Origin of the sequence: Albidovulum denitrificans, assembly GCF_002973535.1 — a bacterium.
GTDB lineage: Bacteria > Pseudomonadota > Alphaproteobacteria > Rhodobacterales > Rhodobacteraceae > Albidovulum > Albidovulum denitrificans.
The window spans coordinates 1-26007 of the sequence record NZ_PVEP01000008.1; the positions used below are offsets into that span (position 1 = coordinate 1).

Consider the following 26007-nt stretch of genomic DNA (forward strand, 5'->3'; position numbering starts at 1 on the left):
CGTGGGGCGGTCGAACATCGTCGGCAAGCCGATGGCGCAGCTGCTGCTGGGGGAAAGCTGCACGGTGACGATCGCGCATAGCCGGACGAGGGACCTGGCCGAGGTGTGCCGCCGGGCCGATATCCTGGTGGCCGCGGTGGGCCGGCCCGAGATGCTGAACGCCACGCATGTCAAGCCCGGCGCGACGGTGATCGACGTCGGCATCAACCGGATCGAACGCGACGGCAAGACGAAGCTGGTGGGCGATGTCGATTACGCCAGCGCCGCCGAGGTCGCAGGCGCCATCACCCCGGTCCCCGGCGGCGTCGGCCCGATGACCATCGCCTGCCTTCTGGCCAATACCCTCACCGCCTGCTGCCGCATGAACGGGTTGACAGAGCCGGAGGGGTTGACGGTTTAGGAGAAAACGCACCCGGAGGAGACCACGATGTCACAACTGATGATCGAGACGATTGGCGGCGAGGCGGTCCTGCGCACGCTCGTCAACGATTTCTATGACTTCATCGAGGTGCTTCCCGAGGGCGAGACCCTGCGCAAGCTTCATCTTCGCGGCCACGGCCTTGCCCATGTCCGGGAGGAGCAGTTCAACTTCCTCAGCGGGTTCTTTGGCGGGCGGCGCTATTACCAGGAAAAACACGGTCACATGGACCTGCGCCGGATGCATGTCCATGTGCCGATCTCGGAACAGGATGCCGAGGACTGGCTGACCTGCATGGACCGGGCGCTGGAGAAGAACGGGCTTGCCGGGCCGGAGATCGAGCGCTTGCGGGCGACGTTCCGGCGGATCTGCATGATGCTGGTCAATGACCTGAAGGAATGGGGTGTCCCCGCCGATCACGGGCCGGATTCCGCGGCGCAAATGTCGCAGAAGTTTCACGACAGGAAGAAACATTGACCCAAGTCAAGGACGCGCGACGACTGGAAGACGACGCTTGAGCCAAGTCATCACTGAGAGGGGTATCTCATGACCAAGAAGATTCTCTGCCCGACCGACGGAAGCGATCACGCCACGCTGGGGGTTCACAAGGCCGTCGAACTGGCGCGCCTGACCGGGGCGCAACTGACCGTCTGCGTGGTCAACATGGCCCATGGCGCGGCGCGCGGGCCGGTCATCAATCACCTGACCGAGGCCGAGGTCAAGAAGCTGCTGGAGCAGTCCGAGGCGACCGCCAAGGCCGACGGGCTGGCCGAGATCGGGACCGTCGAACTGGTCGCGCGGGAGATCGCGCCCGCGATCATCACCTATGCCGATGAGAACGGCTATGACCATATCGTCATGGGGACGGGCGACAAGCGCGGGGTCAAGCGGCTGGTCCTTGGCTCTGTCGCCGCCAGCGTGGCGAGCGAGGCGCATTGTTCGGTGACCGTCGCGCGCTGAGGCGGGCTGTCAGATCGTCATCGTAGAGGGCAGGCGCGCGGCGAGGATGCGGCGCGCGTTTGCCAGATCGTTCCCTTCCGCGCGTTCAAGGGCGGCGCGGTCGTCAAGCCCGTGGTCCTTCCACCTGTTGACGAGGCGGCGGCGCAGTTCCTTCTCTGGTACGTCGAGAAAGACCGAGAGGTCCCAAAGCGGCGCGAGGCTGCGCCAGGGTGCTTCGTCGAAAAGCAGGTAGTTGCCTTCGACGACGGCCGTTTCGGTGCTGGCGGGGATCTCTACCGCACCGGCGATGGCGATGTCGCGGTCCCTGTCGAAGCAGGGGGCGATCACCTCTTCCCCGTGCTTCAGGCGCTTGATAAGCGCAAGGAAACCGGCGGCATCGAAGGTTTCGGGCGCGCCCTTGCGGGGCAGGAGGCCGCGTGCGGCAAGGATGCGGTTGTCGAGGTGAAAGCCGTCCATCGGCACGAGGGCGGCGGGGCGGCCGCGGCGGGTGAGTTCCGCGACGAGGGGCGCCGCGAGGCTGGATTTTCCGCTGCCCGGCGGACCGGCCAGCGCGATCAGGCAGCGCCCGCCCGAAGGGTCGGGCAGGCGCGCGAGGATGGCTTTGATCCGGTCGATCATGCGGCCATCGGTTCGCCGGGGGCCTCCTTGGCGCCGGTCATGAAGGCCACGGCGTCCGACATCGTGTAGTCGTCCGGCCGGATCACGCAAAGGCGCTTGCCCAGACGGTGGATATGGATGCGGTCGGCGACCTCGAAGACATGGGGCATGTTGTGGCTGATGAGGATGATCGGGATGCCGCGCGAGCGCACATCGCGGATCAGTTCCAGCACCCGGCGGCTTTCCTTGACGCCAAGGGCCGCTGTCGGTTCGTCGAGGATCACCACCTTCGACCCGAAGGCCGCCGCACGGGCGACGGCGACGCCCTGCCTTTGGCCGCCCGACAGGGTCTCCACCGCCTGGTTGATGTTCTGGATCGTCATCAGCCCAAGCTCATTCAGCTTCTCACGGGCGAACTTTTCCATCGCCGGGCGGTCAAGCTTGCGGAAGAGCGATCCCATGATGCCGGGTTTGCGCAGCTCGCGGCCCATGAACATGTTGTCGGCGATGGAAAGCGCGGGCGACATCGCAAGGGTCTGGTAGACGCATTCGATGCCATGCGCGCGGGCGTCGAGGGGCGACGCGAACTCAACCTTCTTCCCGTCAAGCCAGATCTCCCCCCCGTCCGGCTGCACGGCGCCTGACAGCGCCTTGATGAGCGATGACTTGCCCGCGCCGTTGTCGCCGATGACAGCGAGGATTTCCCCCGGCATCAGCTCGAAATCGCAGTGGTCGAGGGCGGTCACCTTGCCGTAGCGCTTGACGAGGTTGCGGGCCTTGAGAATGGGTTCGGTCATGACGACACCTTTCTGATCCACTGGTCCACGGCGACGGCGAAGATGATGAGGACGCCGATGAGGAAGAAGGTCCATTGCGGGTCGGTCCCGACCAGCCGCAGGCCCATTTCGAAAACGCCGACGATCAGCGCGCCAAAGAACATGCCAACGATGGAACCGCGCCCGCCGAAAAGCGAGATGCCCCCGATCACCACGGCCGTGATCGACTGGATATTGCCAAGCTGCCCCGTCGAGGCGGTGGGCGAGACGGACCCGAAGCGGCCGATCATCACCCAGCCCGCGATGGCGCAGAAAAGCCCCGCCAGCGCATAGACCTGCAAGATCATGCGGTCGGTGCGGACGCCGGAAAGCTGCGCTGCCTCGGCATCGTCGCCCACGGCATAGACATGGCGGCCCCAGGCGGTGTGGCGCAGGACATAGGACATGATCGCGACGAGGGCGATCATCAGGAAGACGGCGAAGAGGATCTTCACCCCGCCCGGCTGCACCGCATTGCCCCAGAATTGCAGCGCCGGGGCGCTTTCGGCGATGTCCTGGCTGCGGATCGTCTCATTCGCCGAGAAGATGAAGTTCGCGGAAAGATAGATCTGCCAGGTGCCGAGCGTGACGATGAAGGGCGGCAGCTTCAGGCGCGAGATCAGAAGCCCGTTGATCGCCCCCATCGCGGTGCCAAGCGCGAGGCCCAGAACGATCGCCATCGGCGCGGGAATGCCATAACGAAAGGTCAACTGTCCCATCAGGACCGATGAGAAGACCGCGATGGCGCCGACAGACAGGTCGATACCCGCGGTCAGGATCACCAGAGTCTGCGCGCATCCAAGGATGCCGACGATGGCGATCTGCTGAAGGATCGTCGACATCGTGGTCGCGCGGAAGAAGTTCTCTGACAGGATCGCGAAGACCACGACCGACACTGCCAGAACGATCATCGGGACCGCCGAAGGTGTCTGGTGCAGCCAATGCTGCACACGTTTCAGCAGGCTCTTGTCGTCGTGAAATTCCGCGACCTTCTCGGAAGCGCCTTGCAGCCCCTCCTCGAACCCTGCCGCCGTGTTGCCATTGCTTGTCATCATCGCCCTCCTCACGCCTACGATGCGGGCCTTGAAGGAAGGGCGGCGCATCAGGCCGCCCTTCGCCGGATCATACCGATCCTACCACTTAAACCGGGAAATCCCGCAGGCTATCAGCCCCAGCAAAGCTCCGCGCCCTTGGTGGCGTCGATCGATTCCACGCCATCGACCGGCTTGTCGGTGATAAGCGTCACGCCGGTGTCGAAGAAGTTCTTGCCTTCGGTCGGCGCGGGTTTGGTGCCGTCCTTGGCGAAGGCGGCGATCGCCTCGATCCCCTTCGACGCCATCAGCAGCGGGTATTGCTGCGAGGTCGCGCCGATCACGCCACCGGCCACGTTCTTGACGCCGGGGCAGCCGCCATCGACAGAAACGATGAGGGTGGAGCCTTCCTTGCCGACCGCTTTCAGCGCCTCATAGGCACCGGCGGCGGCGGGTTCGTTGATGGTGTAGACGACGTTGATGTCGGGGTCCTTGGCCAGCAGCGCCTCCATCGCGGTCAGGCCGCCTTCCTCGTTCCCGGCGGTGACCTCATGGCCGACGATGCGGGGGTCGGTTTCATCGCCCCATTTGTTCGGGTCGCCCAGATCGACGCCGAAGCCTTGCAGGAAGCCCTGATCGCGCAGGACGTCGACGGAGGGCTGGGAAATGGCAAGGTCGAGAAGGCCGATCCTGGCATTCGCCGCCGCGTCGCCCATCGTCGCCTTGGCCCATTCGCCGATCAGCAGCCCGGCCTGGAAGTTGTCGGTCGCGAAGGTGGCGTCGGCGGCGTCGATCGGATCAAGCGGCGTGTCGAGCGCGATCACCAGGATACCGGCATCGCGCGCGGCCTTGACGGAATCGACGATGGCCGAAGTGTCGGACGGGGTCAGCAGGATACCCTTGGCGCCGTCGGCGATGCAGGCCTCGATCGCCGCGACCTGGCTTTCATTGTCGCCGTCGATGCGGCCGGCATAGGATTTCAGTTCGATCCCAAGCTCGGCCGCCTTCGCCTCGGCGCCTTCCTTCATCTTCACGAAGAAGGGGTTGGTGTCGGTCTTGGTGATAAGGCAGGCGCTGTCCGCGGACGCGGCGCCCGCGGCACCCAGGCAAAGCGCGCCGACAGCGGCGCCGATCAGATATTTGGTCATGTCATCCTCCCTGACGTGGAACCGGGCAGGGCTGGCCTGCAACCGGCTGTCCGGCAGCCCGAATCCGCTGCCTTCGGTCGGCAATATTCGGCGATTCCGGGCGTCTGTCAATTAATAAATAAATTTGATTTATTAATAGGCGGCTGCTACGGTCCGGCCATGATGGGGGGAGATGAGGCACCCGATATGGACATCTCGGCCATTCGCGATCCGTTGGGGGGCGCGAACCAATCCGGTATGCGCGATCACAACGAAAGGCTGGTCCTTTCGCTGATCCTGCGCCATGGCGCGCTGCCCAGTGCCGAGATCGCGCGGCGCGCCAACCTGTCGGCGCAGACCGTTTCCATCATCATCCGCGCGCTGGAACGCGACGGGCTATTGCTCAGGGGGGAGCCGCAGCGGGGAAAGGTCGGCAAGCCGTCGATCCCGATGATGCTGAACCCCGACGGCATCCTGTCCTACGGGCTGAATATCGGGCGGAAGAGTGTCGATCTGGTGCTGATCGACGCCACCGGGCGGCTGCGCGCGCAGCGCAAGGAAACCTATCCCTATCCGACGCCGGACACCGTCACCGGCTTTCTGACCGAGGCATTCGCGGCCTTGTCAGGGGCGCTTTCGGCCCGCCAGCGCGACCGCGTGGCGGGGATCGGCGTCGCGGCGCCGTCCGAGCTTTGGAACTGGCTCGACAAGGTCAACGCGCCCGGTGACGAAATGCAGGCCTGGCGCGATTTCGACATCGCTGCCAGCGTGGCCGGGATCACCGGCCTGCCGGTCGTGGTCCAGAACGACGCCACCGCCGCCTGCACGGCAGAGCATGTCTTCGGCCGCGGGCGGGAGTTTTCGGATTACGGCTATTTCTTCATCGGCTCCTTCATCGGCGGCGGGGTGGTGTTGAACGACACGGTCTATTCCGGCCGAACCGGCAATGCAGCCGCCTTCGGCTCCATCCCCGTCGCCTCGGCCGAGGGGGCGACGCAGTTGATCCAGCATGCGTCGATCTATCTCCTGGAACGCGCGCTTGAGGCGGACGGGCGCGATGCGGCGGCGCTTTGGGACCCGGAGAACGACTGGTCCGACTTCGGCGCCCCGCTGGACGCCTGGATCGAGCACACCGCGCGTCACCTTGCCATCGCCGTTGTCGCCGTGGTTTCGGTCATCGACTTCGAAGGTATCCTGATCGACGCAAACTGTCCGCCGGGGGTGAAGGCCCGGATCATTGATCGCGCCCAGGCCGCAATCGACCGGATGGACACGCAAGGCATCGAAAGGCCCGTGCTGACCGAAGCCTCGGTCGGCCGCAATGCCCGCGCGATCGGCGCGGCATCCCTCAGGATCATCGAGCGCTACCTGCTGTCGCATCCGCGTTTCGGCTAGGTGGGGCCGCGAAGGCACAACTTTCCCGTCGCGGAAACTCGGTCGTTTACCAGACGTTCCGGTCTTTGTATTCTCCTGACCGCGACGGTGATCGCGGCGACCCCGGTGTAGGACGCCCCCGTGATCACGGTCGTGTTGGGGAGACGGCAGGCGCGTGAATATCTGGCAGCGATACAGGCTAAGAGGCCGACGCAAGCTTTTGCGCTATCGTGCCTTTCGCAAGCGCCGCCAGATCAAGCCCGTCACCGACCGGCTGGAAGGCATAGGCAAGGACGCGATCCTGCTTGTCGCCGTGCTGCGCAACGAAATGACGCTGCTGCCGCATTTCATGCGCTACTACCGTGATCTGGGGATCGACCATTTCCTGATGGTCGATAACGGTTCGGACGACGGGTCGCTGGCCTATCTGTCGGTGCAGCCCGATGTGACGCTCTGGTCGACGAAGAAAAGCTACAAGGCCGCGCGCTACGGTCTGGACTGGGTGAACTGGATCCTGATGCGCCATGCGCGGCGGCACTGGGTTCTGGTCGTCGATATCGACGAATTCTTCGTCTATCCGTTCTGCGACACGCGCCCAATCCGGGCGCTGACGGACTGGCTTGACGTCAACGACGTGCCGGCCTTTCCGGCGATGGTTCTGGACATGTACCCCAGGGGCGGCGTGTCGGACGTGACCTATGAGCCGGGCACAAACCCGTTCGAGATCGCCGATCACTTCGATGGCGGGAATTACTCCATCTCCCGCAATGCGCTTTACGGCAACCTCTGGATTCAGGGCGGGCCGCGCGCGCGGGCGATGTTTGCCGACGATCCGGTGAAGGCGCCGTCGCTGAACAAGATCCCGCTGGTGAAATGGCGCTGGCCCTATGCCTTCGCCAGTTCCACCCACATGCTGCTGCCGCGCGGCCTGAACGGCGTCTATGACGATCTGGGGGGGGAGCGGGCGTCGGGCTGCCTGCTTCATGCCAAGTTCCTGTCCACCCTGCCCGCCAAGGTGGCGGAGGAGCTGGAGCGGCGCGAACATTTCGCCGACAGCCGGGAATACGCGGCCTATGCGACCGCGCTGGACGAGGACCTGAACCTCTGGACCCGCTGGTCGGAGAAATACGTCAACTGGCGCCAGCTTGAGATCCTGGGGCTGATGTCGAAAGGAAACTGGGCGTGAGCGTCGGCTTCATCATGATGTGCCACACCGCGCTGTTCCGTGCCGCGCAGGTGGCGCGGCATCTGGCGGCTGCGGGTTGCCCCGTGGTGATCCATGTCGACAGCCGCGTGGAGCGGGAGGAGTATGCGGGCCTTGTCGCCCGTCTTGCCGATCTGGACGATGTCAGTTTTTCGCCGCGCTTCGCCTGCAACTGGGGGACATGGTCGCTTGTCGCCGCGACGCAAAGCGCGGCCGAACAGATCCTGCACCGCCATCCCGGCATCCGGCATGTCTACCTTGCCTCTGGCGCCTGCCTGCCGTTGCGCCCGGTGGAGGAGTTGATCGACTATCTGGCGGCGCGGCCCACGACCGATTTCATCGAAAGCGTGACGACGGCGGATGTGACCTGGACCAAGGGCGGGCTGGATACGGAGCGTTTCTCGCTTCACTTCCCGTTCGGCTGGCGCAGTCACCGCAGGTTGTTCGACCTGACCGTGCGTCTGCAACGGCGGCTGCGAATGCACCGGCGCATGCCGAAGGGGATCGTGCCGCATCTGGGGTCGCAATGGTGGTGCCTGACGCGCCAGACCCTGTCGGCGATCCTGCAAGACCCGGACCGGGCGCTGCACGACCGCTTTTTCCGCACGGTCTGGATCCCGGACGAAAGCTATTTCCAGACCCTCGCGCGGCTTTATTCGCTGAACATCGAAAGCCGCTCGCTGACGCTGTCGAAGTTCGATTTCGAGGGCAAGCCGCATACCTTCTACGACGACCACCTTCAGCTTTTGCGCCGCTCGGACTGTTTCGTCGCCCGCAAGATCTGGCCGCAGGCCGAACGGCTCTATGCCACGTTCCTTGGCCAGAAGCTGGGCCAGACCCCGCGGGCGGAGCCAGCGCCCGCGAAGATCGACCGGCTTTTTTCGCGCGCGGTAGAGCGGCGGGCGCGCGGGCGGCCGGGGCTTTACATGCAAAGCCGGTTTCCGCAGCGCGACCATGAAAACGGCAAGACCGCCGGCCCTTACAGTGTCTTTCACGGCTTTTCCGACCTTTTCGAGGAGTTCGACCTTTGGCTTGGCAAGACCGTCGGCGGGCGGGTCCACGGCCATCTTTTCGCACCGGACAGGGTCGAATTCGCGGGGCGGGAAGCGGTGTTCAACGGCTGTCTGAGCGACAGCGCGACGTTGCGCGACTACAACCCGCGATCCTTCCTGACGAACCTGATCTGGAACACGCGGGGAGAGAGGCAGTGCTTTCAGTTCTCGCCCCGCGACAACCAGCATTGCAACTGGTTCATGGCCACCGATCCGAACGCGCAAATCTCGGTCATTTCGGGGACCTGGGCGGTGCCGCTTCTGCGCTCGAACATGAACTTTGCCGACATCCGGGCCGAGGCCGCGCGCCTGCAACGGATCGAGAGCGATCACCTCGCTATCCTGCGGACGAATTTCATCAAGGCGCGGGTCAGGATCTGGTCGATGGCCGAGTTTCTGGAAAGCCCGATGGAAGCCTTGCAGACCGTCATTGATGAGCTTCGCCCGCAACTGGCGCGCACCCCCGCCGAGGCGCCGCGCCTGGTGGACCTCAGCGGGTTTGGGCAGTTCCTTCAGAACCTGAAGAACCAGGGGATGCAGCCCATCGTGATGGGGGAATTCGTGTCCTCCGCCGACGGGACGGGCGTGAAGCCCGAGGCGCATGGCAAGCCCTATCTGGTGCGCTGACGGTCGGGGATGGCGGGCGGGTTCACATATTTCGTCATCCTCGCCGGAATGCGGACCGGGTCGAACCTGCTGGAAGAGACCCTGAATCAGGTCGAAGGCGTCACCTCCCACGCCGAGCTGTTCAATCCGGTGCATCTGGGCGGGCCGAACCGGGCGGAGGCCTTCGGGCTGGACAAGGCGGCCCGTGACGCCGATCCGATGGCGCTTTTGCAGCGGTTGAAGGAGGCGCCGGGGCTGAACGGGTTTCGCTACTTCGACGATCACGATCCGCGTGTGAGGGAGGCGATCCTGACCGATCCGGCCTGCGCCAAGATCATCCTGACGCGCAACCCGCTGGACAGTTACGTCAGCCTTCTGATCGCCCGCAAGACCGGGCGCTGGCGGGCGTCGGACGTGCGCAAGCGCAAGGTTGCGAAACCCACCTTCGATGCCGCAGGGTTCAACGATTTCCTTGATGCGCGGCGGGGCTATCAGGAGGGTATCCTGCGCGCCTTGCAGGTCAGCGGGCAGACGGGGTTTTATCTTGATTACGAGGATGTGCAGTCGGTGGAGGTCATCAACGGCCTTCTGACCTTCCTTGGCGTCGGGGCCGGTGTTGGCCGTATCTCCCGCAAGCTGATCCCGCAGAACCCCGAGCCGCTGGGTGAAAAGGTGTCTAACCATGCCGAAATGGCGCGCGCGGTGGCGGGTGTCGACTGGGCCGGGTTGGGGCGCATCCCGAATTTTGAGCCGCGCCGGGGGCCGGGCGTGCCGCGTGCGGTCGCGACGAAAGAGGCAGGGCTGCTCTATTTCCCGGTCGTGCCTTTTGCGGACGGGGCGGTGCGGCGCTGGATGACCGAAACGGGCGGCGGGCTGGTCGAAGGGATGACCCAGTCCGGCCTGCGCGACTGGATGCGCGACCGGCCGGGGTTTCGCAGCTTCACCATCCTTTGCCACCCGCTTCGCCGGGCCTATGCGGTGTTTCGCCGGATCCTTGAGGATGACGATTTCGAGGGGCTTCGCCTGGGCCTTGAAACAAGCTGGGGGATGGCGCGGCTTCCCAATGGCGGCGACCCCGACATCGCGCAGGAGCGCGCGGCCTTCCTCGCCTTCCTGCGGTTCCTGCGCGCCAATCTGAACGGCCAGACGCCGGTGCAGCAGCATGCGCTTTGGGCCAGTCAACTTTCCCTCCTGCAAGGGATGGCGCAATTCGCGCCCCCCGACCTAGTCGTGCGGGTTGAGACGATCGGCGCCGATCTGGCCCATATGGCGGGCCTGACCGGCCTTGCCGCGCCCGGACCGGAAGTGGGGGAGGTCTCGCCGCAGGACCACCGCCTGCGCGCGATCAGCAGCGCCGAGGTTGAGGCGGCAGCCCACGCCGCCTACGGCCGGGACTACCAGCTTCTTGGCTACGCACGCGCGCTGCCCTATAGCATTTCGGGTTTACACTGAATCAGAATTCGAACGTATTTCGTTCGAATTCTGATACTTACTTTCTCAACGGAAACCCGAAACGCTTTAACGTCAGGCGGCCTGGTTCGACCTGGCCTCGGTCAGGACCGCATGCAGGGTCGCGGGATCGACGTTGGAGCGCAGCTTGGCGCAGATTGCCGGGTCCCGCATGGTGCGGGACACCAGCGCCAGCGCCTTGAGGTGTTCGACCCCGGAATCCTTCGGGGCAAACAGCGCAAAGACCAGATCGACAGGCTGACGGTCCACCGCATCGAAATCCAGCGGCTTTTCCAGCCGCATGAAGATGCCGATCACACGGTCCAGACCGTCAAGCCGCGCATGGGGCAGCGCGACGCCATGGCCCACACCTGTTGGGCCAAGGCTTTCGCGTTCCTGAAGCGCGTTCACGGTTTCGGAAGGGTCGATGCCATAGACCGCAGAGGCAAGCTCTGCGAGGTCCTGGAAAAGCCGCTTCTTGCTGGTCGCGTGACCGACGACCCGGACAGCTGCCGGTTTCAGTAGGCTTGCAAGATCCATATGCCTTATCTGTTCCGCACCCCAAGGACGGGTACTTTACATGGCGGTCGGGTCGATCCAACCGAAGTTGCCGTCATCCCGGCGGTGTACAACGTTGACGCCACCGCTCTTCTCGTTGCGGAACACCAGAAGCGTCGCACCCGACAGCTCCATCTGCATCACCGCTTCGCCGACCGAGAGCGAAGGGATTTTCGTCTCCAACTCGGCGATGATCATCGGCTGGAGGCTTTCAGGCTCCGAATCCGATGATCCGTCGTTCGCGGCGAGCACATACATGGGTGCATCGGCGAATTCAACAGGTTCGGACCGTTCGCGGTGATGGTCCTTCAGCCGACGCTTGTAGCGGCGTAGCTGCTTGTCCATCTTTTCGCGGCAGGCGTCGAAGGCCGCATAGATCTCGGTCGCGTGGCCGGTGGCAGAGGCCGTCAGCCCGGTCGAGAGGTGGACGGTGGCGTCGCACAGATACTCGTGCGCGTTGCGCGAAAAGATCACGTTCGCATCCGTCGGACGTTGGGAGTACTTCTCGACCGTCTCGCCAAGCTCACTCTTCACATGGCTCTGGAGCGCCTCACCCACGTCGATCTGTTTGCCGCTGATCTGGTATCGCATGTGTCCTCCATGGATGGGAGCCCGCGTATCCGGCGATATTTTTCTGGACGGCGGGCGGGGGGTGAATTCGGGGTCAGTCGCCCGATGGCGGCTGAGAACCATCCTTCGCAAGTGGCTTGCGAGTCCGGCGCGCGAAGGATGAAGGTATGCGCATGCATTTGCGATATTTGGCGACAGTTCGACGTGCGATGTCAACGCCTTCGTTCTTCAAGTGTGATTGAATCTTGGCATCCGCAAGGGGGGCGCCGGGGTCTTCGGCTGCCACCAGCTCCCTGATGCGGCGTTGCGCGTCGAAGGGGGAAACGGGCGCGGCCCCGCCGGGAAGCGGGCGGGAAAAGAAGCGGCTGAAGGGATGGACCTTGCCATCGGCGATCAGCGCCTTGCCGTTCAGCGCCCGCCCGACGGTCGAGGGGTGCAGGTCCAGTTCGGCGGCAATCTCGGCCCGGCTGAGCGGTTGCAGGCTTGGCGCCGCGCCGCCGAGAAAGAATGCCTCTTGCCGGGCGGCGATGACGGTCGCGATGCGTTTCAGGGTGGTCAGCCGCGCGCCTATGGCGGCGGCAAGCGCCCCGGCGCGGTCGTAAAGCCCGCGCAGGTCGCCGCCGGTCAGCGCGGCGCGGTCGGCGGACAGGACCGCGACACGGGGGATGGCGTCTGCGTTCAACCTTGCCTCGACGCGCCTGCCGATGCGATCGATCCTTATCTCCGGGATCAGAATCGCGGGCGCGGCCGTGTCGCCCTCGACCGGGTGTGAGGGGAAGCGGCGCAGCAGGTCCGCGATCTGCCGCAGCCTTGCCTCCGGCAGGGAGAGGAGCTTTTCCAGCCGGGGCCAGCGGCCTTCGGCGAAATCGGTCAGGTGGGCGGTGGCGCGGCGGGCCAGCGCCCCGTCTATCCCGGCGTCGATCAGCTGCAGCGCCAGGCATTCCGGCAGGTCGCGCGCGCCAATCCCGGCCGGTTCACAGCGTTGCAGCGCGTGAAGGCCGCGTTCGAGGATGTCGAGGGGCGCGCCGGTTTCCGCCGCGATTTCGTCCAGGGCGGTGTCGAGATAGCCATCTTCGCGCAATTCCCCCACCAGATAGCTCGCGGCGGCCAGCGTCGGCGGGTCGAGCCGTTGCAGGGCAAGCTGCCGGGTCAGGGTGTCGATCAGGCTTTCCGGTGCGGCGGTGGTCTCGATCGCGTAGTCAAAGGCCGACGTCCCCCCGGCCGGACCCTCGACCACCAGAAAGGGGTTTTCGGCGGCCTCACGCGCGATGTCGTCCAGTAGGGCGGCGGTGGGCAGGCGCAGGATGGTGAGCGACTCGCGCATCTGGCCGGACAGGGTCAGGGCCTGCCGGGTGGTCAGATTGACGCGGGACTTCAGTGCCATCGCGGTCCGGTCCCCGCTAGCCGAGGCGGAAGGACTGCCCCAGATACACGCGGCGCACGTTTTCGTCGCGCACCACCTCATCCGCCGTGCCGCTCATCAGCACGGTACCGTCGTGAAGGATATAGGCGCGGTCGACGATCTCAAGCGTCTCCCGCACGTTGTGGTCGGTGATGAGGACGCCGATCCCGCGCGACTTGAGGTCATGGACAAGGGTGCGGATGTCGCCGACCGAAATCGGATCGACCCCGGCGAAGGGTTCGTCAAGAAGCAGGTATTTCGGTTCCGCCGCAAGGCAGCGGGCAATCTCCACCCGCCGCCGTTCGCCGCCCGACAGCGCCAGCGCGGGGGCGCGGCGCAGATGGGTGATGGAGAATTCGGACAGCAGTTCCTCAAGCTTCTCGCGCCGCTTGTGGCCGTCGGATTCGTTGATTTCCAGCACGGCGAGGATGTTGTCCTCAACCGACAACCCGCGAAAGATCGACACTTCCTGCGGCAGATAGCCGATGCCCAGCCGGGCGCGGCGGTACATCGGCAGGCCGGTGACGTCCTGCCCGTCGATGATGACATGGCCGCTGTCGGGCGAAATCAGCCCGGCAATGTTGTAAAAGCATGTCGTCTTGCCCGAGCCGTTGGGGCCGAGAAGCGCCACCACCTCCCCCCGCGCGAGGTCGAGCGAGACGTCGCGGATCACCGGGCGCTTGCGATAGCTCTTGCGCAGGTGTTCGACCTTCAGCCCGGCAGAGCCCTGGGCGACGGAGAGGACGGGGCGGTCGCTCATCACTGCGATCCCTTGGGCGAGATTACCGTGCGCACGCGCCCGTCCATCTGGCCGGTGCCGGTCTTCAGATCGACGCTCAGCTTCTGGCCCGCGATGGTGCCGCCGTTCTGGGTCAGAAGGACGTCGCCCGTCATAACCACCTGCCCGTTCGCGACGGTGTAGACCGCGTCCTTCGCCTCGGCCGCCTCGGCCGCGCTGGCAAGCGTCACACCGCCCGAGGCGACGATCCGTTCCACCTTGGTCCGGTCGTCCTTGGCGTATTCAACCCGGACGGTCGTCGCGCCAAGGCGCAGATCGCCCTGGATCACCACGACATTGCCGGTAAAGGTCGCCGTGCCGTCGGTCTGGTTGACGGCAAGCTGGTCGGCGGTCACCTCGACGGGTTGCGAGGTGTCGGACTTGATCCCGCCGAAGGCAACCGTCGCACCCTGACCGTGCGCCGCAGGCGCAAAGACCGCGACACCAAGCGCAAGCGCTGCCAAACGTATCGTGCGAACCATCCGTAACCTCACTTCACCGGCTGATATACCAGCTTGACCCCGTCATTGAAAATCAGAACGTAGCCGTCGATTCCGGCATCACCATGACGCAATTCCATCCGGCCCGCGTCGATGCGACCAAGTGGCCCGGTCGCGGTCACGGCGCCGTCGGACACTACCTTCGTCCGGTCGAGCGCCGCGTCAAGGCCGCTTGTGGTCAGCTTGTACCCGGTGGAGGTGGTGATGGTGACGCCATCGCGCAAGATCGCCTGCCCGCCGGTCTGGTCGATCTGGCCCGACGTTGCCTCAAGGTCGATCCTCAGCCCGTCTTGCGTGTCATAGCGCATGACCAGATCGTCGGCCGCGCCGCCATCCGCATCGCCGGTTCCGGGCCGCGCGACGGCCGCCGCGACGCTTAGCGCGCTGCCGTCGTCGGTGACGGTGGAATATTGCGGATCGGTCAGGCGCTGATCGCGGGCCAGTTCCGTTACATCGACCTCGCTGTAGGGCAGCGCGCCTTCGGTGTCGATCCGGCGGGAGAACAGGAAGAGGGTGGAGAGGATGGCAAGCGCCAGGATCGGCAGCAGGATCTTTAGCCAGAAGACCACGCGGGAATGCAGGTTGTCGGGGATGGCCATCGCTTAGACCACGCCCGCGCGCAGGCAGTCGTGGATGTTGAGGATGCCGGCAGGCCGCCCGTCACCATCCGTGGGCAGGACGAAAAGACAGGTGATCTTGCGCTCTTTCATCAGCGCCACGGCCTTTTCGGCGACCGACTCCGGGTCGACCGTCTGCGGCGCGCGGGTCATCACCTCGGCCGCCGTCCGGTCCAGCAGGCCCGCCATATGGCGGCGAAGGTCGCCGTCGGTGACGATCCCCGCCAGCCGGTCACCGGCGCCGGTCACGCCAACGACGCCGAAGCCCTTCTGGCTCATCACCAGGAGGGCGTCGCCCATGGGCGTGTCTTCGCCAACCAGCGGGATCGCATCACCGGCATGCATCAGGTCGCGGACCTTCAGCAGCTTGGCCCCCAGCTTTCCGCCGGGGTGGAAGGTGCGGAAATGTTCGGGCGTGAAGTGGCGGTGTTCCATCAGCGCGACGGCCAGCGCGTCCCCCAGCGCCAGCGTCATCGTGGTCGAGGTCGTGGGGACGATGCCGGTCCCGCAAGCCTCGGCCGCGGCGGGCAGGACAAGGGCGACATCGGCCTGGCGAAGAAGGGTTGATCCCGGCTTGCTCGCCACCCCGATCAGCGGGATCGAAAAGCGCCGTGTATGGGCGATGATGTCGCTCAGTTCGGGTGTCTCGCCCGAATTCGACAGCACCAGCGCCACGTCGCCTTCGGTGATCATGCCAAGGTCGCCATGGCTGGCCTCGGCGGGGTGAACGAAACTTGCGGGCGTCCCGGTCGAGGCGAGCGTGGCCGCGATCTTGCGCGCGATGTGGCCGGATTTCCCCATGCCCGAGACGATCACCCGACCGCTGGCCTTCAGGATCAGTTCGACCGCGATGGCAAAGCTGTCATCGAGCGTGTCGCGCAGATCGGCCAGCCCTTTCGCCTCGGTCGCGATGACGCGGCGGGCGGTTTCCAGAAAGATCGCGCGGTCGGTCATGGCCTAATGCTGAAAGATGTCGTTGGTGTCCTGCCAGCCCAGAAGGTCCAGCCGGGCGCGGACGGGGAGGAAATCGAAGCAGGCCGCGGCCAGTTCGGCGCGCCCTTCACGGGCGAGGCGGCGGTCAAGCTCTTCCTTCAGGCGGTGCAGGTAAAGGACGTCCGAGGCGGCGTAATCCATCTGCGCCTCCGTCAGGTCCTCGGCGCCCCAGTCCGAGGTCTGCTGTTGTTTGGAGACATCGACGCCGACCAGTTCCTGCAACAGGTACTTGAGGCCATGGCGATCGGTGAAGGTGCGGATCAGTTTCGATGCGATCTTGGTGCAATAGACCGGCTCTGTGGTGACGCCAAAGGCATTTTCCATCGCGGCGATGTCGAAACGGCCGAAGTGAAAGATCTTGAGCGTGCCGGGATCGGTCAGCAGGCGTTCCAGGTTCGGCGCGCTTTGCTGCCCCTTCGCGATCTGGACCAGATGCGCGTTGCCGTCGCCTGCCGACAGTTGCACAAGGCACAGCCGGTCGCGGCGCGGGTCAAGGCCCATCGTCTCGGTATCAATCGCGACCGAGGGACCAAGGTCAAGCCCGTCGGGCAGGTCGTTGCGATGCAGGTAGATGGTCATCCGAAACTCCGCGACCGAATTGCGCAGGCAATGGCGGTGCATCGCCTCGTCGGGTCCTGTTACGGTATTCGGGCCGCGCGCTCAATGCCGGAAGCGCGAGGGCGTTAGATGACGGCGAAGAGAAGCGTCGCCGACAGGATCAGGATGATGGTGAATTCCAGCGCGGGCAGACGAAGCAGCGGCTGACCGATCCAACGGACAGCCGCCGCAGCGACACTTGCCAGAAAACAGGTTCCACAGGCGGCCAGACGTTCAAACCGCTTACCCTTTTCCGGGAAGCCGCCCCCGACGCAGGAGCTGGTCCGCGTCGGAGGCAGTTCCGGAAACAAATGGCTTACCTTGGAATTACTATTCGTAGAATTCATTACAATCATTACCACCTATAGGTGTCTTATCTCATGCTCCAGATTGATTCTGGAACTTGGCTTTTTAGACATGTCCAATCGGACAAGTGTCGGGATTCACGGGATGTTGCGCCCGATTCCGGCAGGGCATCAGCGCCGTTTGCGGGGTGGTTCAGTGCCGAAATGCGCGTGAAGATGGTGAACGAGGCGGCGATGCGTTGTGCGGTGACGCTGGCGCAGGTGCAGCCCGGCAAAGACCGTCTGCGGAATGGCGGGCGCATCGGCGACAAATCTTGCCGTTCCGTCCTCGACCATCTCCCGCGCGCTGTCGCGCAGCACATAGGCCGACCCGCCGAGCGAGCGCAGAAGCCCGACCATGGCGGCGTTCTGCCCGACCGAGAGCGTCGCCCCGCCAAGGCCGGGATGCTGGGCGGAATGGGAGACGGCGAAAGCGGGGGAGTAGTTGCCAAGGATATAGGTGTCCTCGCGCACATGGGTAAGGGCGTCCGTCTCGGTCGAAACCATGTCGTACCAGATCTCCCCCAGCGTTTCGAAATAGAGGTCGGGGTGCAGGCGGGGGGAGAAGAGAAGACCAAGGTTCTGGGCGCCGGAGACGAGATCGGCGCACATCTGCTGGGAATAGTCAGCCTCGAACAGGAAGGAGGCATCGGGGAGAAGGGCGCGGAATTCGCGGATCAGATTGGCGAAATGGGCGCCGACAAGGTCGTGCTGGATGCCGATGCGCAGCGTGACACCGCCCGGCCCCGCGTCACGGGTGGCGTTCAGCGCCTCGGTCCAGCTGCGGCGCAGGGCGCGGGCGTGGGGTTCGAACCGCAGCCCTTCGGTTGTCAGTTCGGTCCCGGCGCGGGAGCGCAGGAACAGCGGCCGGCCCAGCGACGCCTCAAGGCTGCGGATCCGGCCCGAGACGGTGGATTGCGTGACGCCAAGACGCTCGGCAGAGCGGTTGAAGCTGCGCGTCTCGCAAAGGTCCAGAAAGGTGTCGATCAGTTCGATCTGCATCAGAGGATCAGGTCATCCGGTTTGGCGGCGCCAACCAGCGGCTTGATGCACGCCAGCGTTTCAAGGTCGCGCAGCCATTCGTAGTAGATGCCCTTGGCGGTGGTGATCGTGACCCCTGCGGCGCGCATCCGGTCCAGCCCCGCCGCGTGGTCGGCGCCGGGTGATCCGGTGGCATCCCGGATCGCCGCGACGCGAAGCCCCGCGCCGATCAGCCCCAGCGCCGACTGCGCGACACAGACATCGGTTTCCAGCCCGACCAGAACGGCCTGCGCGCGCCCCGTCGCAAGGACCGCCGCGCGAAGATCGTCCTGCCCCGCAAGGCCGAAGACCCGCTTGTCGAAAACGGCCGTGTCCGCCGCCAGCGCGTCCATCACCCCGGCCATCGGCGGACCGTTGCGGGCGATGTCCTCACCCATCGCGATAACGGGAATGTCCAGCGCGCGGGCCACCCGGATCAGCCAGACGATACGACCCAGAAGCGGCGCCCGCGCTTCAGGGGCCAGTTTCGCCAGAAACACGTCCTGCACGTCGATCACCGCCAGAACGCTTTGGTCGCGGTTGAAAAGCAGATCGTCCATGTCGCCCCTCTAATCGGATATTCCGATCAATAATGCCGCGATATGCGAATTGAAACCGGGAAAATTCCGGCGCACATGTTGAAGATCGAAAAGGCGGGAGGCAAAGCCATGGCGGGGATTCCGACGCAGGCGCGGGTGGTCATCATCGGTGGGGGGGCGGTTGGCGTGTCCTCGCTCTATCATCTGTGCAAGGCGGGCTGGACCGACTGCGTGCTGCTTGAGAAGAACGAGCTGACGGCCGGTTCCACCTGGCACGCGGCGGGCAATGTGCCGACCTTCTCCACCTCATGGTCGCTGATGAACATGCAGCGCTATTCGACCGAGCTTTACCGTGGTCTCGGCGCCGCAGTGGATTACCCGATGAACTATCATGTCACCGGCTCCATCCGCCTTGGCCATTCGAAGGAGCGGATGCAGGAGTTTGCCCGCGCCAAGGGGATGGGCCGCTATCAGGGCATGGAGATCGAGGTCCTGGGCGCGGATGAGATCAGGGGAAAATACCCGTTCATCGAGACGCATGACCTTGCGGGTGCGCTTTACGATCCGGCGGATGGCGACATCGACCCGGCGCAACTGACGCAGGCTTTGGCCAAGGGCGCGCGGGACATGGGGGCGACCATCCTGCGCTTTACCCCCGCCACCGGCGTCAGCCGCGAGAATGGGGAATGGATCGTCCACACCGAAAAGGGCGACATCCGCTGTGAGATCGTGGTCAACGCCGCAGGCTATTACGCGCAGAAGGTTGGCGAGTGGTTCAAGCCCTATGGCGGGCGCACCGTGCCGATGATGGTGATGAGCCATCAGTACCTGCTGTCCGAACCGATTGCCGAGATCGAGGCATGGTCGAAAGAGGTCGGCCACAAGCTGCCGCTTTTGCGCGATGTCGATACCTCTTACTACCTCAGGCAGGAAAAGACCGGCTTCAACCTTGGCCCTTATGAGCGGAACTGCCGCGCGCACTGGGTCTCCCCCGACGATCCGTTCCCCGAGGATTTCAGCTTTCAGCTTTTCCCCGACGACCTCGACCGGCTTGAATGGTATATCGAGGACGCCATGGCGCGCGTTCCCCTGCTGGGGACGGCCGGGATTTCCAAGGTCATCAACGGCCCCATCCCCTATGCGCCGGACGGCAATCCCCTGATCGGGCCGATGCCGGGCGTGCCGAATGCGTTCGAGGCCTGCGTCTTTACCTTCGGCATCGCCCAGGGCGGCGGCGCGGGCAAGGTGCTGGCCGAATGGGTGACGGAGGGGGCGACGGAATGGGACATGTGGTCCTGCGACCCGCGCCGTTTCACCGGCTATACGGACCCCGAATACTGCGTGGCCAAGGGCAAGGAGGTCTATGGCCACGAATACGGGATGCACTTCCCGATGGCGCGCTGGCCCGCCGCGCCGGACCGGCGGCTGTCGCCGGTGCATGACAAGGTCAAGGCGCTGGGTGGACAGATGGCGCCCTATAACGGCTGGGAGCGTGCCGAATGGTTCGCGAAACCGGGCGACGACACAAGCTGGGCGGCGACGCAGACCTGGACCCGCGCCGGGCCGTGGGAGGCGCGTATCCGGGCGGAATGCGAGGCGGTTCGCGATGGTGTCGGCGTTCTCGACCTGCCGGGCTTCTCGCGCTTTCACCTGACCGGGGCGGGCGCGGGCGAGTGGCTGTCGGGGCAGATCGCGGGCGGGTTGCCGAAGCCGGGGCGGCTGTCGCTGGCCTATTTCCCGGACCACCGCGGCCGGATCGCGACCGAGATGTCGGTGGCCTGCAACGGGGTGGATGACTACACGCTTATCACCGCCGCGACGGCGCAGTGGCACGATTACGAATGGCTGGCGCGGTCGCTGCCGGGGCATCTGACGCTGAGGGACCGTTCGGCGGAGATGTCCACGCTGATCGTGACCGGGCCGCAATCGCGCGGGTTGTTCGCCGCGATTTCGGATGCCGACCTGAGCTTGCCCTGGCTGAGCCATGCGGAGGCGACGGTGGCCGGGCGCAAGGCGGTTCTGGCGCGCGTGTCCTTCGCGGGCGAGCTGGGATGGGAGGTTCACGCCCCCCTTGCCGACATGCCGGTGATCTATGACGCGGTGCTGGCGGCCGGGGCGACGCCCTTCGGGATGCGGGCGCTGAACTCGCTTCGGATCGAGAAGGGCTACCGGGCCTGGAAGGGAGATCTGTCCACCGACTATTCGCTTCTGGAAGGCGGGCTTGAGCGCTTCATCCGCTGGGACAAGGAGTTTACCGGCAAGGTCGCCCTTCTGGCCGAAAAGCAGCGCGGGGTGAAGAAGCGTTTCGTCACCCTGACGGTTGAGGCCGGGGACTGCGATGCGCCCTATATGTCGACGCTGTGGCACGGCGGTGCGGTTGTGGGGGAGACGACATCGGGCGCCTGGGGCTACCGCGTCGGCACATCCATTGCGCTCGGCATGTTGCGGGCGGATCTCGCGGTGCCGGGGACCGAGGTCGAGGTCGAGATTTACGGTGAGCGGTGCAAGGCGGTGGTGCAGCAGGACAGGCCGCTTTGGGACCCGGAGAACACACGGATCAAGGGGTGAGAGCGCCGGGGGGCCAGCCCCCCGGACCCCCCCGGAGTATTTAGGCCACAATGAAAGGCAGAAGATGAAGGTTCCGAGCCACGCGCGTGTCGTCATCATCGGGGGCGGGGTCTCCGGCTGTTCGGTCGCCTATCATCTGGCCAAGCTTGGCTGGAGCGACATCGTGCTTCTGGAACGCCGGCGGCTGACCTGCGGCACGACCTGGCATGCGGCGGGGCTGATCGGGCAGCTCAGGGCGAGCCAGAACATGACGCGGCTGGCCAAGTATTCCGCCGATCTTTACGTCAGGCTGGAGGAGGAGACGGGGGTTGCCACCGGCATGCGGCAGGTGGGTTCGATCTCTGTCGCGCTGACCGAGGCGCGGAAAGAGGAGCTTTACCGGCAGGCGACACTGGCGCGGGCCTTCGACGTGGACGTGCAGGAGGTTTCGCCCGCCGAGGTGAAGGCGATGTACCCGCATCTGAACGTTTCGGACGTGGTGGGGGCGGTGCATCTGCCGCTGGACGGGCAATGCGATCCGGCCAATATCGCAATGGCGCTGGCCAAGGGCGCGCGGATGCGGGGCGCGCAGGTCATCGAGGGTGTCAAGGTGACGAAGGTCCTTGATGACGGGGCGAAGGTCACCGGCGTCGTATGGGAGGCGGGCGGCGAGCGTGGCGAGATTGCCGCCGACATGGTCGTCAATTGCGGTGGCATGTGGGGCCGCGATCTTGCGGCGCAGTCGGGCGTGACCTTGCCGCTGCATGCCTGCGAGCATTTCTATCTGGTGACGGAGCCGGTCGAGGGGCTGGGCCATCTGCCGGTGCTGCGGGTGCCGGACGAATGCGCCTATTACAAGTCCGATGCGGGCAAGATGATGCTGGGTGCGTTCGAGCCGAAGGCGAAGCCCTGGGGCATGGACGGCATTCGCGAGGATTTCGAGTTCGACACCCTGCCCGAGGACTGGGACCATTTCGCGCCGATCCTTGAAGCGGCGATGAACCGGATGCCGCTTTTTGAAAAGGCGGGGATCCATACCTTCTTCAACGGGCCGGAGAGCTTTACCCCCGACGACCGTTACTATCTGGGCGAAAGCCCGGAGCTTGGCGGGTACTGGATCGCGGCGGGGTATAATTCGATCGGCATCGTGTCCTCGGGCGGTGCCGGGATGGCGCTGGCGCAGTGGATGAATGACGGTGAACCGCCCTTCGACCTCTGGGAGGTCGATATCCGCCGCGCCCAGCCGTTCCAGCGCAACCGCCGCTATCTGAAGGAGCGGGTGAGCGAGACGCTGGGCCTGCTTTACGCGGATCACTGGCCCTATAGGCAGGTGGAAACCGCGCGGGGCGTGCGGCGGACGCCGCTGCACGAACATCTGAAGGCGCGCGGCGCGGTCTTTGGCGAGGTTGCGGGCTGGGAGCGGGCGAACTGGTTCGCGCGGCCGGGGCAGGAGCGGGAATACCGCTATGCCTGGGGGCGCCAGAACTGGTGGGAGAACCAGCGCGAGGAACATCTGGCGGTCAGGACCGGGGTCGGGTTCTTTGACATGACCTCATTCGGCAAGATCCGGGTCGAGGGGCGCGATGCGCTGGCCTTCCTGCAACGGTTGTGCGGGGCCGATCTGGACGTGGCTGCGGGGCGGATCGTCTATACGCAAATGCTGAACGCGCGGGGCGGGATCGAGTGCGATCTGACCGTGACGCGGCTGTCGGAGACGGCCTTCCTTCTGGTCGTGCCGGGGGCGACGCTGCAACGCGATCTGGCCTGGCTGCGACGGCATTTGGGGGATGCCTTCGCGGTCATCACCGATGTGACGGCGGCGGAGTCCGTCCTGTGCATCATGGGACCGAAGGCGCGCGATCTGATGGCCCGCGTCAGCCCGGCGGATTTCTCCAACGCGGCCTTCCCCTTCGGCACCGCGCAGGAAATCGAGACCGGCATGGGCCTTGGGCGCGCGCACCGGGTGACCTATGTCGGCGAGCTGGGCTGGGAGATCTACGCGCCCACCGACCAGACGGCGCATATATTCGAGGCGCTGGAAGAGGCGGGGGCGGATCTGGGGCTGAAGCTTTGCGGGCTTCATACGCTTGACAGTTGCCGGATCGAGAAGGCGTTCCGGCATTTCGGCCATGACATCACGGATGAGGATCATGTGCTTGAGGCCGGGCTTGGCTTTGCGGTGAAGACCGGGAAGGGCGATTTCATCGGCCGCGACGCGGTGTTGCGCAAGCGTGAGGAGGGGTTGAACCGGCGGCTGGTACAGTTCCGCCTGACCGACCCGGAGGCAAGCCTGTTTCACAATGAGGCGGTGGTGCGGGATGGCAGGATCGTCTCCATCGTCACCTCGGGCAATTACGGCCACCACCTCGGCGGGGCGATCGGGCTTGGCTATGTGCCGTGCAAGGGCGAGAGCGCGGATGAGGTTCTGGCCTCGACCTATGAGATCGAGATCGCCGGGCGGCGGGTGCGGGCCGAGGCGAGCCTGGCGCCGATGTACGATCCGAAAGCCGAACGGGTGCGGGCATGACATTGGCGGCGCGGCATCAGGCGTTCTTCGACCTGCATCAATCCGGCTGCTTCGTGATCCCGAACCCGTGGGACCGGGGATCGGCGCGGATGATGGCGGCGGCGGGGGCGAAGGCGCTTGCCACCTCATCGGCGGCCCATGCCTTCACGCTCGGCCGGCCCGATATGGGCGGCGTCAGCCGGGATGAGGCGCTGGCCCATGCGCAGGACCTTTTGTCGGCAACCGCGCTGCCGCTGTCGGGCGATTTCGAGAACGGCTTTGCCGATGATCCCGAGGGCGTGGCCGACACCGTGCGGCTGGCGGCGGAGGCGGGGCTGTCGGGCTGTTCGATCGAGGATACGCGCATGGTGGCGGGCGCCCCGGCCTATGATTTCGATCTGGCCGTCGAACGCATTCGTGCGGCGGTGGCGGCGGCCAAGGCTTTGGGGCGGCCCTTCGTTCTGTGCGCCCGCGCCGATGGGGTAATGAACGGGGTCTATGACCTGGCCGAGGGTATCCGCCGCCTGCAGGCGTTTGAGGTGGCGGGGGCGGACCTGCTTTACCTGCCCGTCCCGCCGGGGCCGGAGGAGTTGCGGCAGGTGCTGGCCTCGGTGACGGCGCCCGTCAACGCGCTCGCCGCCGGGCCGCTGAGAAAGCTGAGCGTGGCGGAATTGGCCGCGATGGGCGTGCGCCGGATTTCACTTGGCAGTCAGGTCGCGCGGGTCACCCATGCGGCGATCCGCGATTGCATGGTGGCGATGATGGGGGCGGGATCGTTCGACCCGCTGATGGCCGCGGCCTCCGGCGACGAGGTTGACGCATTGCTCAGGAAAGGGACGGGCGATGAGTGAAGAGGCATTGAACTGCGAGCCGCGGCGGGCGGCACGGGCGGGCGGGCGTGAGGCACGCCGCGCATTGCGGGCCGCGCCCCTGGCCGAAAACCTGCGGCCGATCCGGGCGGGACTGCCCGGCGGGCAATACAAGCCCCTGACGCAAGAGGGTATGGCGCGGATACACGAGGCCGCGCTTGACGCGCTGGAGGTCATCGGCCTGTCGCAGGCCCCGGCCTCGGGGGTGGAGATCATGACCCGCGCGGGCGCCATTCAGGGCGATGACGGGCGGCTGCGCTTTCCCCGTGCGCTGGTCGAGGACATGCTGGCCCTTGCCGCGCGTGACCTCACCCTCTTTGGCCGCGATCCGAAGCATGACCTGCACCTGACCGGCACCAACGTCCATTTCGGCACGGCGGGCGCGGCGGTGCATATCGTCGATCTGGAGACGAACACCTATCGCGATTCCACCGCGCAGGATCTTTATGACGCGGCGCGGATCACCCATGCGCTTGATAACGTCCACTTTTTCCAGCGGGCCATGGTGGCGCGGGACGTGGCCGACAACCTCGAGATGGACCTGAACACGCTTTACGCCTGCTGTTCCGGCACCACGAAGCATGTCGGCACGTCCTTTTCCGACCCCTCGCATGTCGCGCCGTGTTTCGAGATGATCCACCGGCTTGCGGGCGGTGAGGGCAAATGGCGCGAACGGCCCTTCATCTCCAATTCCAACTGCTTTGTTGTGCCGCCGATGAAGTTTGCCGAGGAAAGCTGCGTCACGATGGAGGCCTGCATCCGGGGCGGGATGCCGGTGCTGCTTCTGTCGGCCGGGCAGGCAGGCGCGACGGCCCCCGCGCCGATCGCGCTGGCCATCGTGCAGGCGGTGGCGGAATGTCTGGCCGGTGTGGTCTATGTCAACGCCATGGCGCCGGGGCATCCGGCGATCTTCGGCACCTGGCCTTTCGTGTCGGACCTGCGCACTGGTGCCATGTCGGGCGGGTCGGCGGAACAGGCGCTGCTGACCGCAGGCTGCGCGCAGATGCACCGCTTCTACAACCTGCCCGGCGGCGCAGCGGCGGGGATTTCGGATGCCAAGCTGCCCGACATGCAGGCCGGTTGGGAACAGGCGATCACCAATACGCTTGCGGGCCTGTCCGGCCTGAACATGGTCTATGAGGCGGTGGGCATGCACGCCTCGCTTCTGGGCTTCTGCCTTGAGTCGCTGGTTCTCGGCGACGACATCCTGGGGCAGGTCCTGCGCTGTATCCGGGGCATAGACGTCACCGAGGATTCGACCTCGATCGAGGCGATGAAATCGGTCTGCCTGGGCGGGCCGGGGCATTATCTTGGCTCTGAACAGACGCTGAAGCTGATGCAGACGGAATATGTCTACCCTGCGCTTGGCAACCGGATGAGCCCGAAGGAATGGGTTGAGGCCGACCGGCCAATGCTTCTGGACAAGGCCATCGCGCGGAAGAACGACATCCTGTCGAAGGCCGGGATGCAGGTCGATCCGCAACTGGATGCCGCGATCCGCGCCGATTACAACATCTACTTCCGCTAAGGGGCG

At 65.3% G+C, this 26007-nt stretch carries 25 protein-coding genes and 1 pseudogene; 11 read left to right on the forward strand and 15 right to left on the reverse strand.

What is annotated here, in order from left to right; all coding sequences use genetic code 11:
- The 3 genes and pseudogenes from LX70_RS15675 to LX70_RS15685 form a co-directional block, all read left to right on the forward strand.
- Positions 1–400 (forward strand): annotated as a pseudogene (locus LX70_RS15675) (bifunctional methylenetetrahydrofolate dehydrogenase/methenyltetrahydrofolate cyclohydrolase); the annotation flags it as partial.
- A 27-nt stretch (positions 401–427) separates the two neighbouring features.
- A complete protein-coding gene (locus LX70_RS15680) occupies positions 428–895 on the forward strand; it encodes a group II truncated hemoglobin (protein ID WP_105515754.1) in 468 nt (155 codons plus the stop codon).
- Positions 896–964: 69 nt separating this feature from the next.
- Positions 965–1378 (forward strand): universal stress protein, encoded by a 414-nt coding sequence (locus tag LX70_RS15685; RefSeq protein WP_105515755.1) that lies wholly within the window; start codon positions 965–967, stop codon positions 1376–1378.
- 9 nt (positions 1379–1387) lie between these two features.
- Here the strand turns inward: LX70_RS15685 and LX70_RS15690 are convergent, their stop codons facing one another.
- The 4 genes from LX70_RS15690 to LX70_RS15705 all read right to left on the reverse strand — a co-directional run bounded on the left by LX70_RS15690 (position 1388) and on the right by LX70_RS15705 (position 4969).
- Positions 1388–1996, reverse strand: coding sequence for a nucleoside/nucleotide kinase family protein (locus LX70_RS15690; protein ID WP_105515756.1), 609 nt, complete (start codon positions 1994–1996; stop codon positions 1388–1390).
- Entirely contained in the window at positions 1993–2772 is a 780-nt protein-coding gene (locus LX70_RS15695) for an ATP-binding cassette domain-containing protein (RefSeq protein WP_105515757.1), read from the reverse strand. Before LX70_RS15695 ends, LX70_RS15690 begins: the two co-directional genes overlap by 4 nt.
- Positions 2769–3842 (reverse strand): ABC transporter permease, encoded by a 1074-nt coding sequence (locus tag LX70_RS15700; RefSeq protein ID WP_105515881.1) that lies wholly within the window; start codon positions 3840–3842, stop codon positions 2769–2771. Before LX70_RS15700 ends, LX70_RS15695 begins: the two co-directional genes overlap by 4 nt.
- A 113-nt stretch (positions 3843–3955) precedes the next feature.
- Positions 3956–4969: a sugar ABC transporter substrate-binding protein gene (locus LX70_RS15705; RefSeq protein WP_105515882.1), complete on the reverse strand. Its 1014-nt coding sequence runs from the start codon at positions 4967–4969 to the stop codon at positions 3956–3958.
- A 159-nt stretch (positions 4970–5128) separates the two neighbouring features.
- Between LX70_RS15705 and LX70_RS15710 the strand changes: the two genes are divergently transcribed.
- From LX70_RS15710 to LX70_RS15725, 4 genes are all read left to right on the forward strand, one after another.
- Positions 5129–6343, forward strand: coding sequence for an ROK family protein (locus LX70_RS15710; RefSeq protein WP_105515758.1), 1215 nt, complete (start codon positions 5129–5131; stop codon positions 6341–6343).
- Between the two features lie 154 nt (positions 6344–6497).
- Complete coding sequence (locus LX70_RS15715; RefSeq protein WP_105515759.1) at positions 6498–7508, forward strand: glycosyltransferase family 2 protein; 1011 nt, start codon at positions 6498–6500, stop codon at positions 7506–7508.
- Positions 7505–9205: a DUF5927 domain-containing protein gene (locus tag LX70_RS15720; protein ID WP_105515760.1), complete on the forward strand. Its 1701-nt coding sequence runs from the start codon at positions 7505–7507 to the stop codon at positions 9203–9205. Before LX70_RS15715 ends, LX70_RS15720 begins: the two co-directional genes overlap by 4 nt.
- A 9-nt stretch (positions 9206–9214) precedes the next feature.
- Entirely contained in the window at positions 9215–10636 is a 1422-nt protein-coding gene (locus LX70_RS15725) for a nodulation protein NodH (protein ID WP_105515761.1), read from the forward strand.
- Between the two features lie 72 nt (positions 10637–10708).
- Here the strand turns inward: LX70_RS15725 and LX70_RS15730 are convergent, their stop codons facing one another.
- From LX70_RS15730 to LX70_RS15780, 11 genes are all read right to left on the reverse strand, one after another.
- Positions 10709–11173 carry a PTS sugar transporter subunit IIA gene (locus tag LX70_RS15730; RefSeq protein WP_105515762.1) on the reverse strand — a complete coding sequence of 155 codons (465 nt, stop codon included), beginning with the start codon at positions 11171–11173 and terminating at the stop codon, positions 10709–10711.
- A 36-nt stretch (positions 11174–11209) separates the two neighbouring features.
- Positions 11210–11782: a ribosome hibernation-promoting factor, HPF/YfiA family gene (gene hpf, locus LX70_RS15735; RefSeq protein WP_105515763.1), complete on the reverse strand. Its 573-nt coding sequence runs from the start codon at positions 11780–11782 to the stop codon at positions 11210–11212.
- Between the two features lie 73 nt (positions 11783–11855).
- Complete coding sequence (locus LX70_RS15740; protein ID WP_170076226.1) at positions 11856–13145, reverse strand: RNA polymerase factor sigma-54; 1290 nt, start codon at positions 13143–13145, stop codon at positions 11856–11858.
- 16 nt (positions 13146–13161) lie between these two features.
- Positions 13162–13923, reverse strand: a complete 762-nt coding sequence (gene lptB, locus LX70_RS15745) for an LPS export ABC transporter ATP-binding protein (protein ID WP_105515765.1) — start codon at positions 13921–13923, stop codon at positions 13162–13164.
- The gene (gene lptA, locus LX70_RS15750) at positions 13923–14423 is read right to left on the reverse strand and encodes a lipopolysaccharide transport periplasmic protein LptA (protein ID WP_105515766.1); all 501 of its coding nucleotides are present in this window, start codon (positions 14421–14423) and stop codon (positions 13923–13925) included. The genes lptB and lptA overlap by 1 nt, the downstream gene beginning before the upstream one ends.
- Before the next feature lie 8 nt (positions 14424–14431).
- Positions 14432–15040, reverse strand: coding sequence for an LPS export ABC transporter periplasmic protein LptC (lptC, locus tag LX70_RS15755; RefSeq protein ID WP_105515767.1), 609 nt, complete (start codon positions 15038–15040; stop codon positions 14432–14434).
- Positions 15041–15043: 3 nt separating this feature from the next.
- Positions 15044–16012 carry a KpsF/GutQ family sugar-phosphate isomerase gene (locus LX70_RS15760; protein WP_105515768.1) on the reverse strand — a complete coding sequence of 323 codons (969 nt, stop codon included), beginning with the start codon at positions 16010–16012 and terminating at the stop codon, positions 15044–15046.
- A gap of 3 nt (positions 16013–16015) precedes the next feature.
- Positions 16016–16630 (reverse strand): ribonuclease D, encoded by a 615-nt coding sequence (locus tag LX70_RS15765; RefSeq protein WP_105515883.1) that lies wholly within the window; start codon positions 16628–16630, stop codon positions 16016–16018.
- A gap of 104 nt (positions 16631–16734) precedes the next feature.
- Positions 16735–16995 (reverse strand): hypothetical protein, encoded by a 261-nt coding sequence (locus tag LX70_RS15770; protein WP_146111627.1) that lies wholly within the window; start codon positions 16993–16995, stop codon positions 16735–16737.
- Between the two features lie 129 nt (positions 16996–17124).
- Entirely contained in the window at positions 17125–17994 is an 870-nt protein-coding gene (locus LX70_RS15775) for a LysR family transcriptional regulator (protein WP_105515770.1), read from the reverse strand.
- Complete coding sequence (locus LX70_RS15780) at positions 17994–18572, reverse strand: isochorismatase family protein (protein WP_105515771.1); 579 nt, start codon at positions 18570–18572, stop codon at positions 17994–17996. The genes LX70_RS15775 and LX70_RS15780 overlap by 1 nt, the downstream gene beginning before the upstream one ends.
- Before the next feature lie 108 nt (positions 18573–18680).
- Between LX70_RS15780 and LX70_RS15785 the strand changes: the two genes are divergently transcribed.
- The 4 genes from LX70_RS15785 (at position 18681) to LX70_RS15800 (ending at position 26001) form a co-directional block, all read left to right on the forward strand.
- Positions 18681–21119, forward strand: a complete 2439-nt coding sequence (locus tag LX70_RS15785; protein ID WP_105515884.1) for a GcvT family protein — start codon at positions 18681–18683, stop codon at positions 21117–21119.
- A 64-nt stretch (positions 21120–21183) separates the two neighbouring features.
- Positions 21184–23625 carry a GcvT family protein gene (locus LX70_RS15790; RefSeq protein ID WP_105515772.1) on the forward strand — a complete coding sequence of 814 codons (2442 nt, stop codon included), beginning with the start codon at positions 21184–21186 and terminating at the stop codon, positions 23623–23625.
- Positions 23622–24455, forward strand: a complete 834-nt coding sequence (locus LX70_RS15795) for an isocitrate lyase/PEP mutase family protein (protein ID WP_105515773.1) — start codon at positions 23622–23624, stop codon at positions 24453–24455. Before LX70_RS15790 ends, LX70_RS15795 begins: the two co-directional genes overlap by 4 nt.
- Positions 24448–26001, forward strand: a complete 1554-nt coding sequence (locus LX70_RS15800) for a trimethylamine methyltransferase family protein (protein WP_105515774.1) — start codon at positions 24448–24450, stop codon at positions 25999–26001. Before LX70_RS15795 ends, LX70_RS15800 begins: the two co-directional genes overlap by 8 nt.
- The last annotated feature ends 6 nt before the right edge of the window (positions 26002–26007 follow it).

Coding starts and splice junctions, on each gene's coding strand:
- LX70_RS15680 (WP_105515754.1), top strand. CDS start 428: ATGTCACAACTGATGATCGAGACGATTGGCGGCGAGGCGGTCCTGCGC.
- LX70_RS15685 (WP_105515755.1), top strand. CDS start 965: ATGACCAAGAAGATTCTCTGCCCGACCGACGGAAGCGATCACGCCACG.
- LX70_RS15690 (WP_105515756.1), bottom strand. CDS start 1,996: ATGATCGACCGGATCAAAGCCATCCTCGCGCGCCTGCCCGACCCTTCG.
- LX70_RS15695 (WP_105515757.1), bottom strand. CDS start 2,772: ATGACCGAACCCATTCTCAAGGCCCGCAACCTCGTCAAGCGCTACGGC.
- LX70_RS15700 (WP_105515881.1), bottom strand. CDS start 3,842: ATGACAAGCAATGGCAACACGGCGGCAGGGTTCGAGGAGGGGCTGCAA.
- LX70_RS15705 (WP_105515882.1), bottom strand. CDS start 4,969: ATGACCAAATATCTGATCGGCGCCGCTGTCGGCGCGCTTTGCCTGGGT.
- LX70_RS15710 (WP_105515758.1), top strand. CDS start 5,129: ATGATGGGGGGAGATGAGGCACCCGATATGGACATCTCGGCCATTCGC.
- LX70_RS15725 (WP_105515761.1), top strand. CDS start 9,215: ATGGCGGGCGGGTTCACATATTTCGTCATCCTCGCCGGAATGCGGACC.
- LX70_RS15730 (WP_105515762.1), bottom strand. CDS start 11,173: ATGGATCTTGCAAGCCTACTGAAACCGGCAGCTGTCCGGGTCGTCGGT.
- hpf (WP_105515763.1), bottom strand. CDS start 11,782: ATGCGATACCAGATCAGCGGCAAACAGATCGACGTGGGTGAGGCGCTC.
- LX70_RS15740 (WP_170076226.1), bottom strand. CDS start 13,145: ATGGCACTGAAGTCCCGCGTCAATCTGACCACCCGGCAGGCCCTGACC.
- lptB (WP_105515765.1), bottom strand. CDS start 13,923: ATGAGCGACCGCCCCGTCCTCTCCGTCGCCCAGGGCTCTGCCGGGCTG.
- lptA (WP_105515766.1), bottom strand. CDS start 14,423: ATGGTTCGCACGATACGTTTGGCAGCGCTTGCGCTTGGTGTCGCGGTC.
- lptC (WP_105515767.1), bottom strand. CDS start 15,040: ATGGCCATCCCCGACAACCTGCATTCCCGCGTGGTCTTCTGGCTAAAG.
- LX70_RS15760 (WP_105515768.1), bottom strand. CDS start 16,012: ATGACCGACCGCGCGATCTTTCTGGAAACCGCCCGCCGCGTCATCGCG.
- LX70_RS15765 (WP_105515883.1), bottom strand. CDS start 16,630: ATGACCATCTACCTGCATCGCAACGACCTGCCCGACGGGCTTGACCTT.
- LX70_RS15770 (WP_146111627.1), bottom strand. CDS start 16,995: ATGAATTCTACGAATAGTAATTCCAAGGTAAGCCATTTGTTTCCGGAA.
- LX70_RS15775 (WP_105515770.1), bottom strand. CDS start 17,994: ATGCAGATCGAACTGATCGACACCTTTCTGGACCTTTGCGAGACGCGC.
- LX70_RS15780 (WP_105515771.1), bottom strand. CDS start 18,572: ATGGACGATCTGCTTTTCAACCGCGACCAAAGCGTTCTGGCGGTGATC.
- LX70_RS15785 (WP_105515884.1), top strand. CDS start 18,681: ATGGCGGGGATTCCGACGCAGGCGCGGGTGGTCATCATCGGTGGGGGG.
- LX70_RS15790 (WP_105515772.1), top strand. CDS start 21,184: ATGAAGGTTCCGAGCCACGCGCGTGTCGTCATCATCGGGGGCGGGGTC.
- LX70_RS15795 (WP_105515773.1), top strand. CDS start 23,622: ATGACATTGGCGGCGCGGCATCAGGCGTTCTTCGACCTGCATCAATCC.
- LX70_RS15800 (WP_105515774.1), top strand. CDS start 24,448: ATGAGTGAAGAGGCATTGAACTGCGAGCCGCGGCGGGCGGCACGGGCG.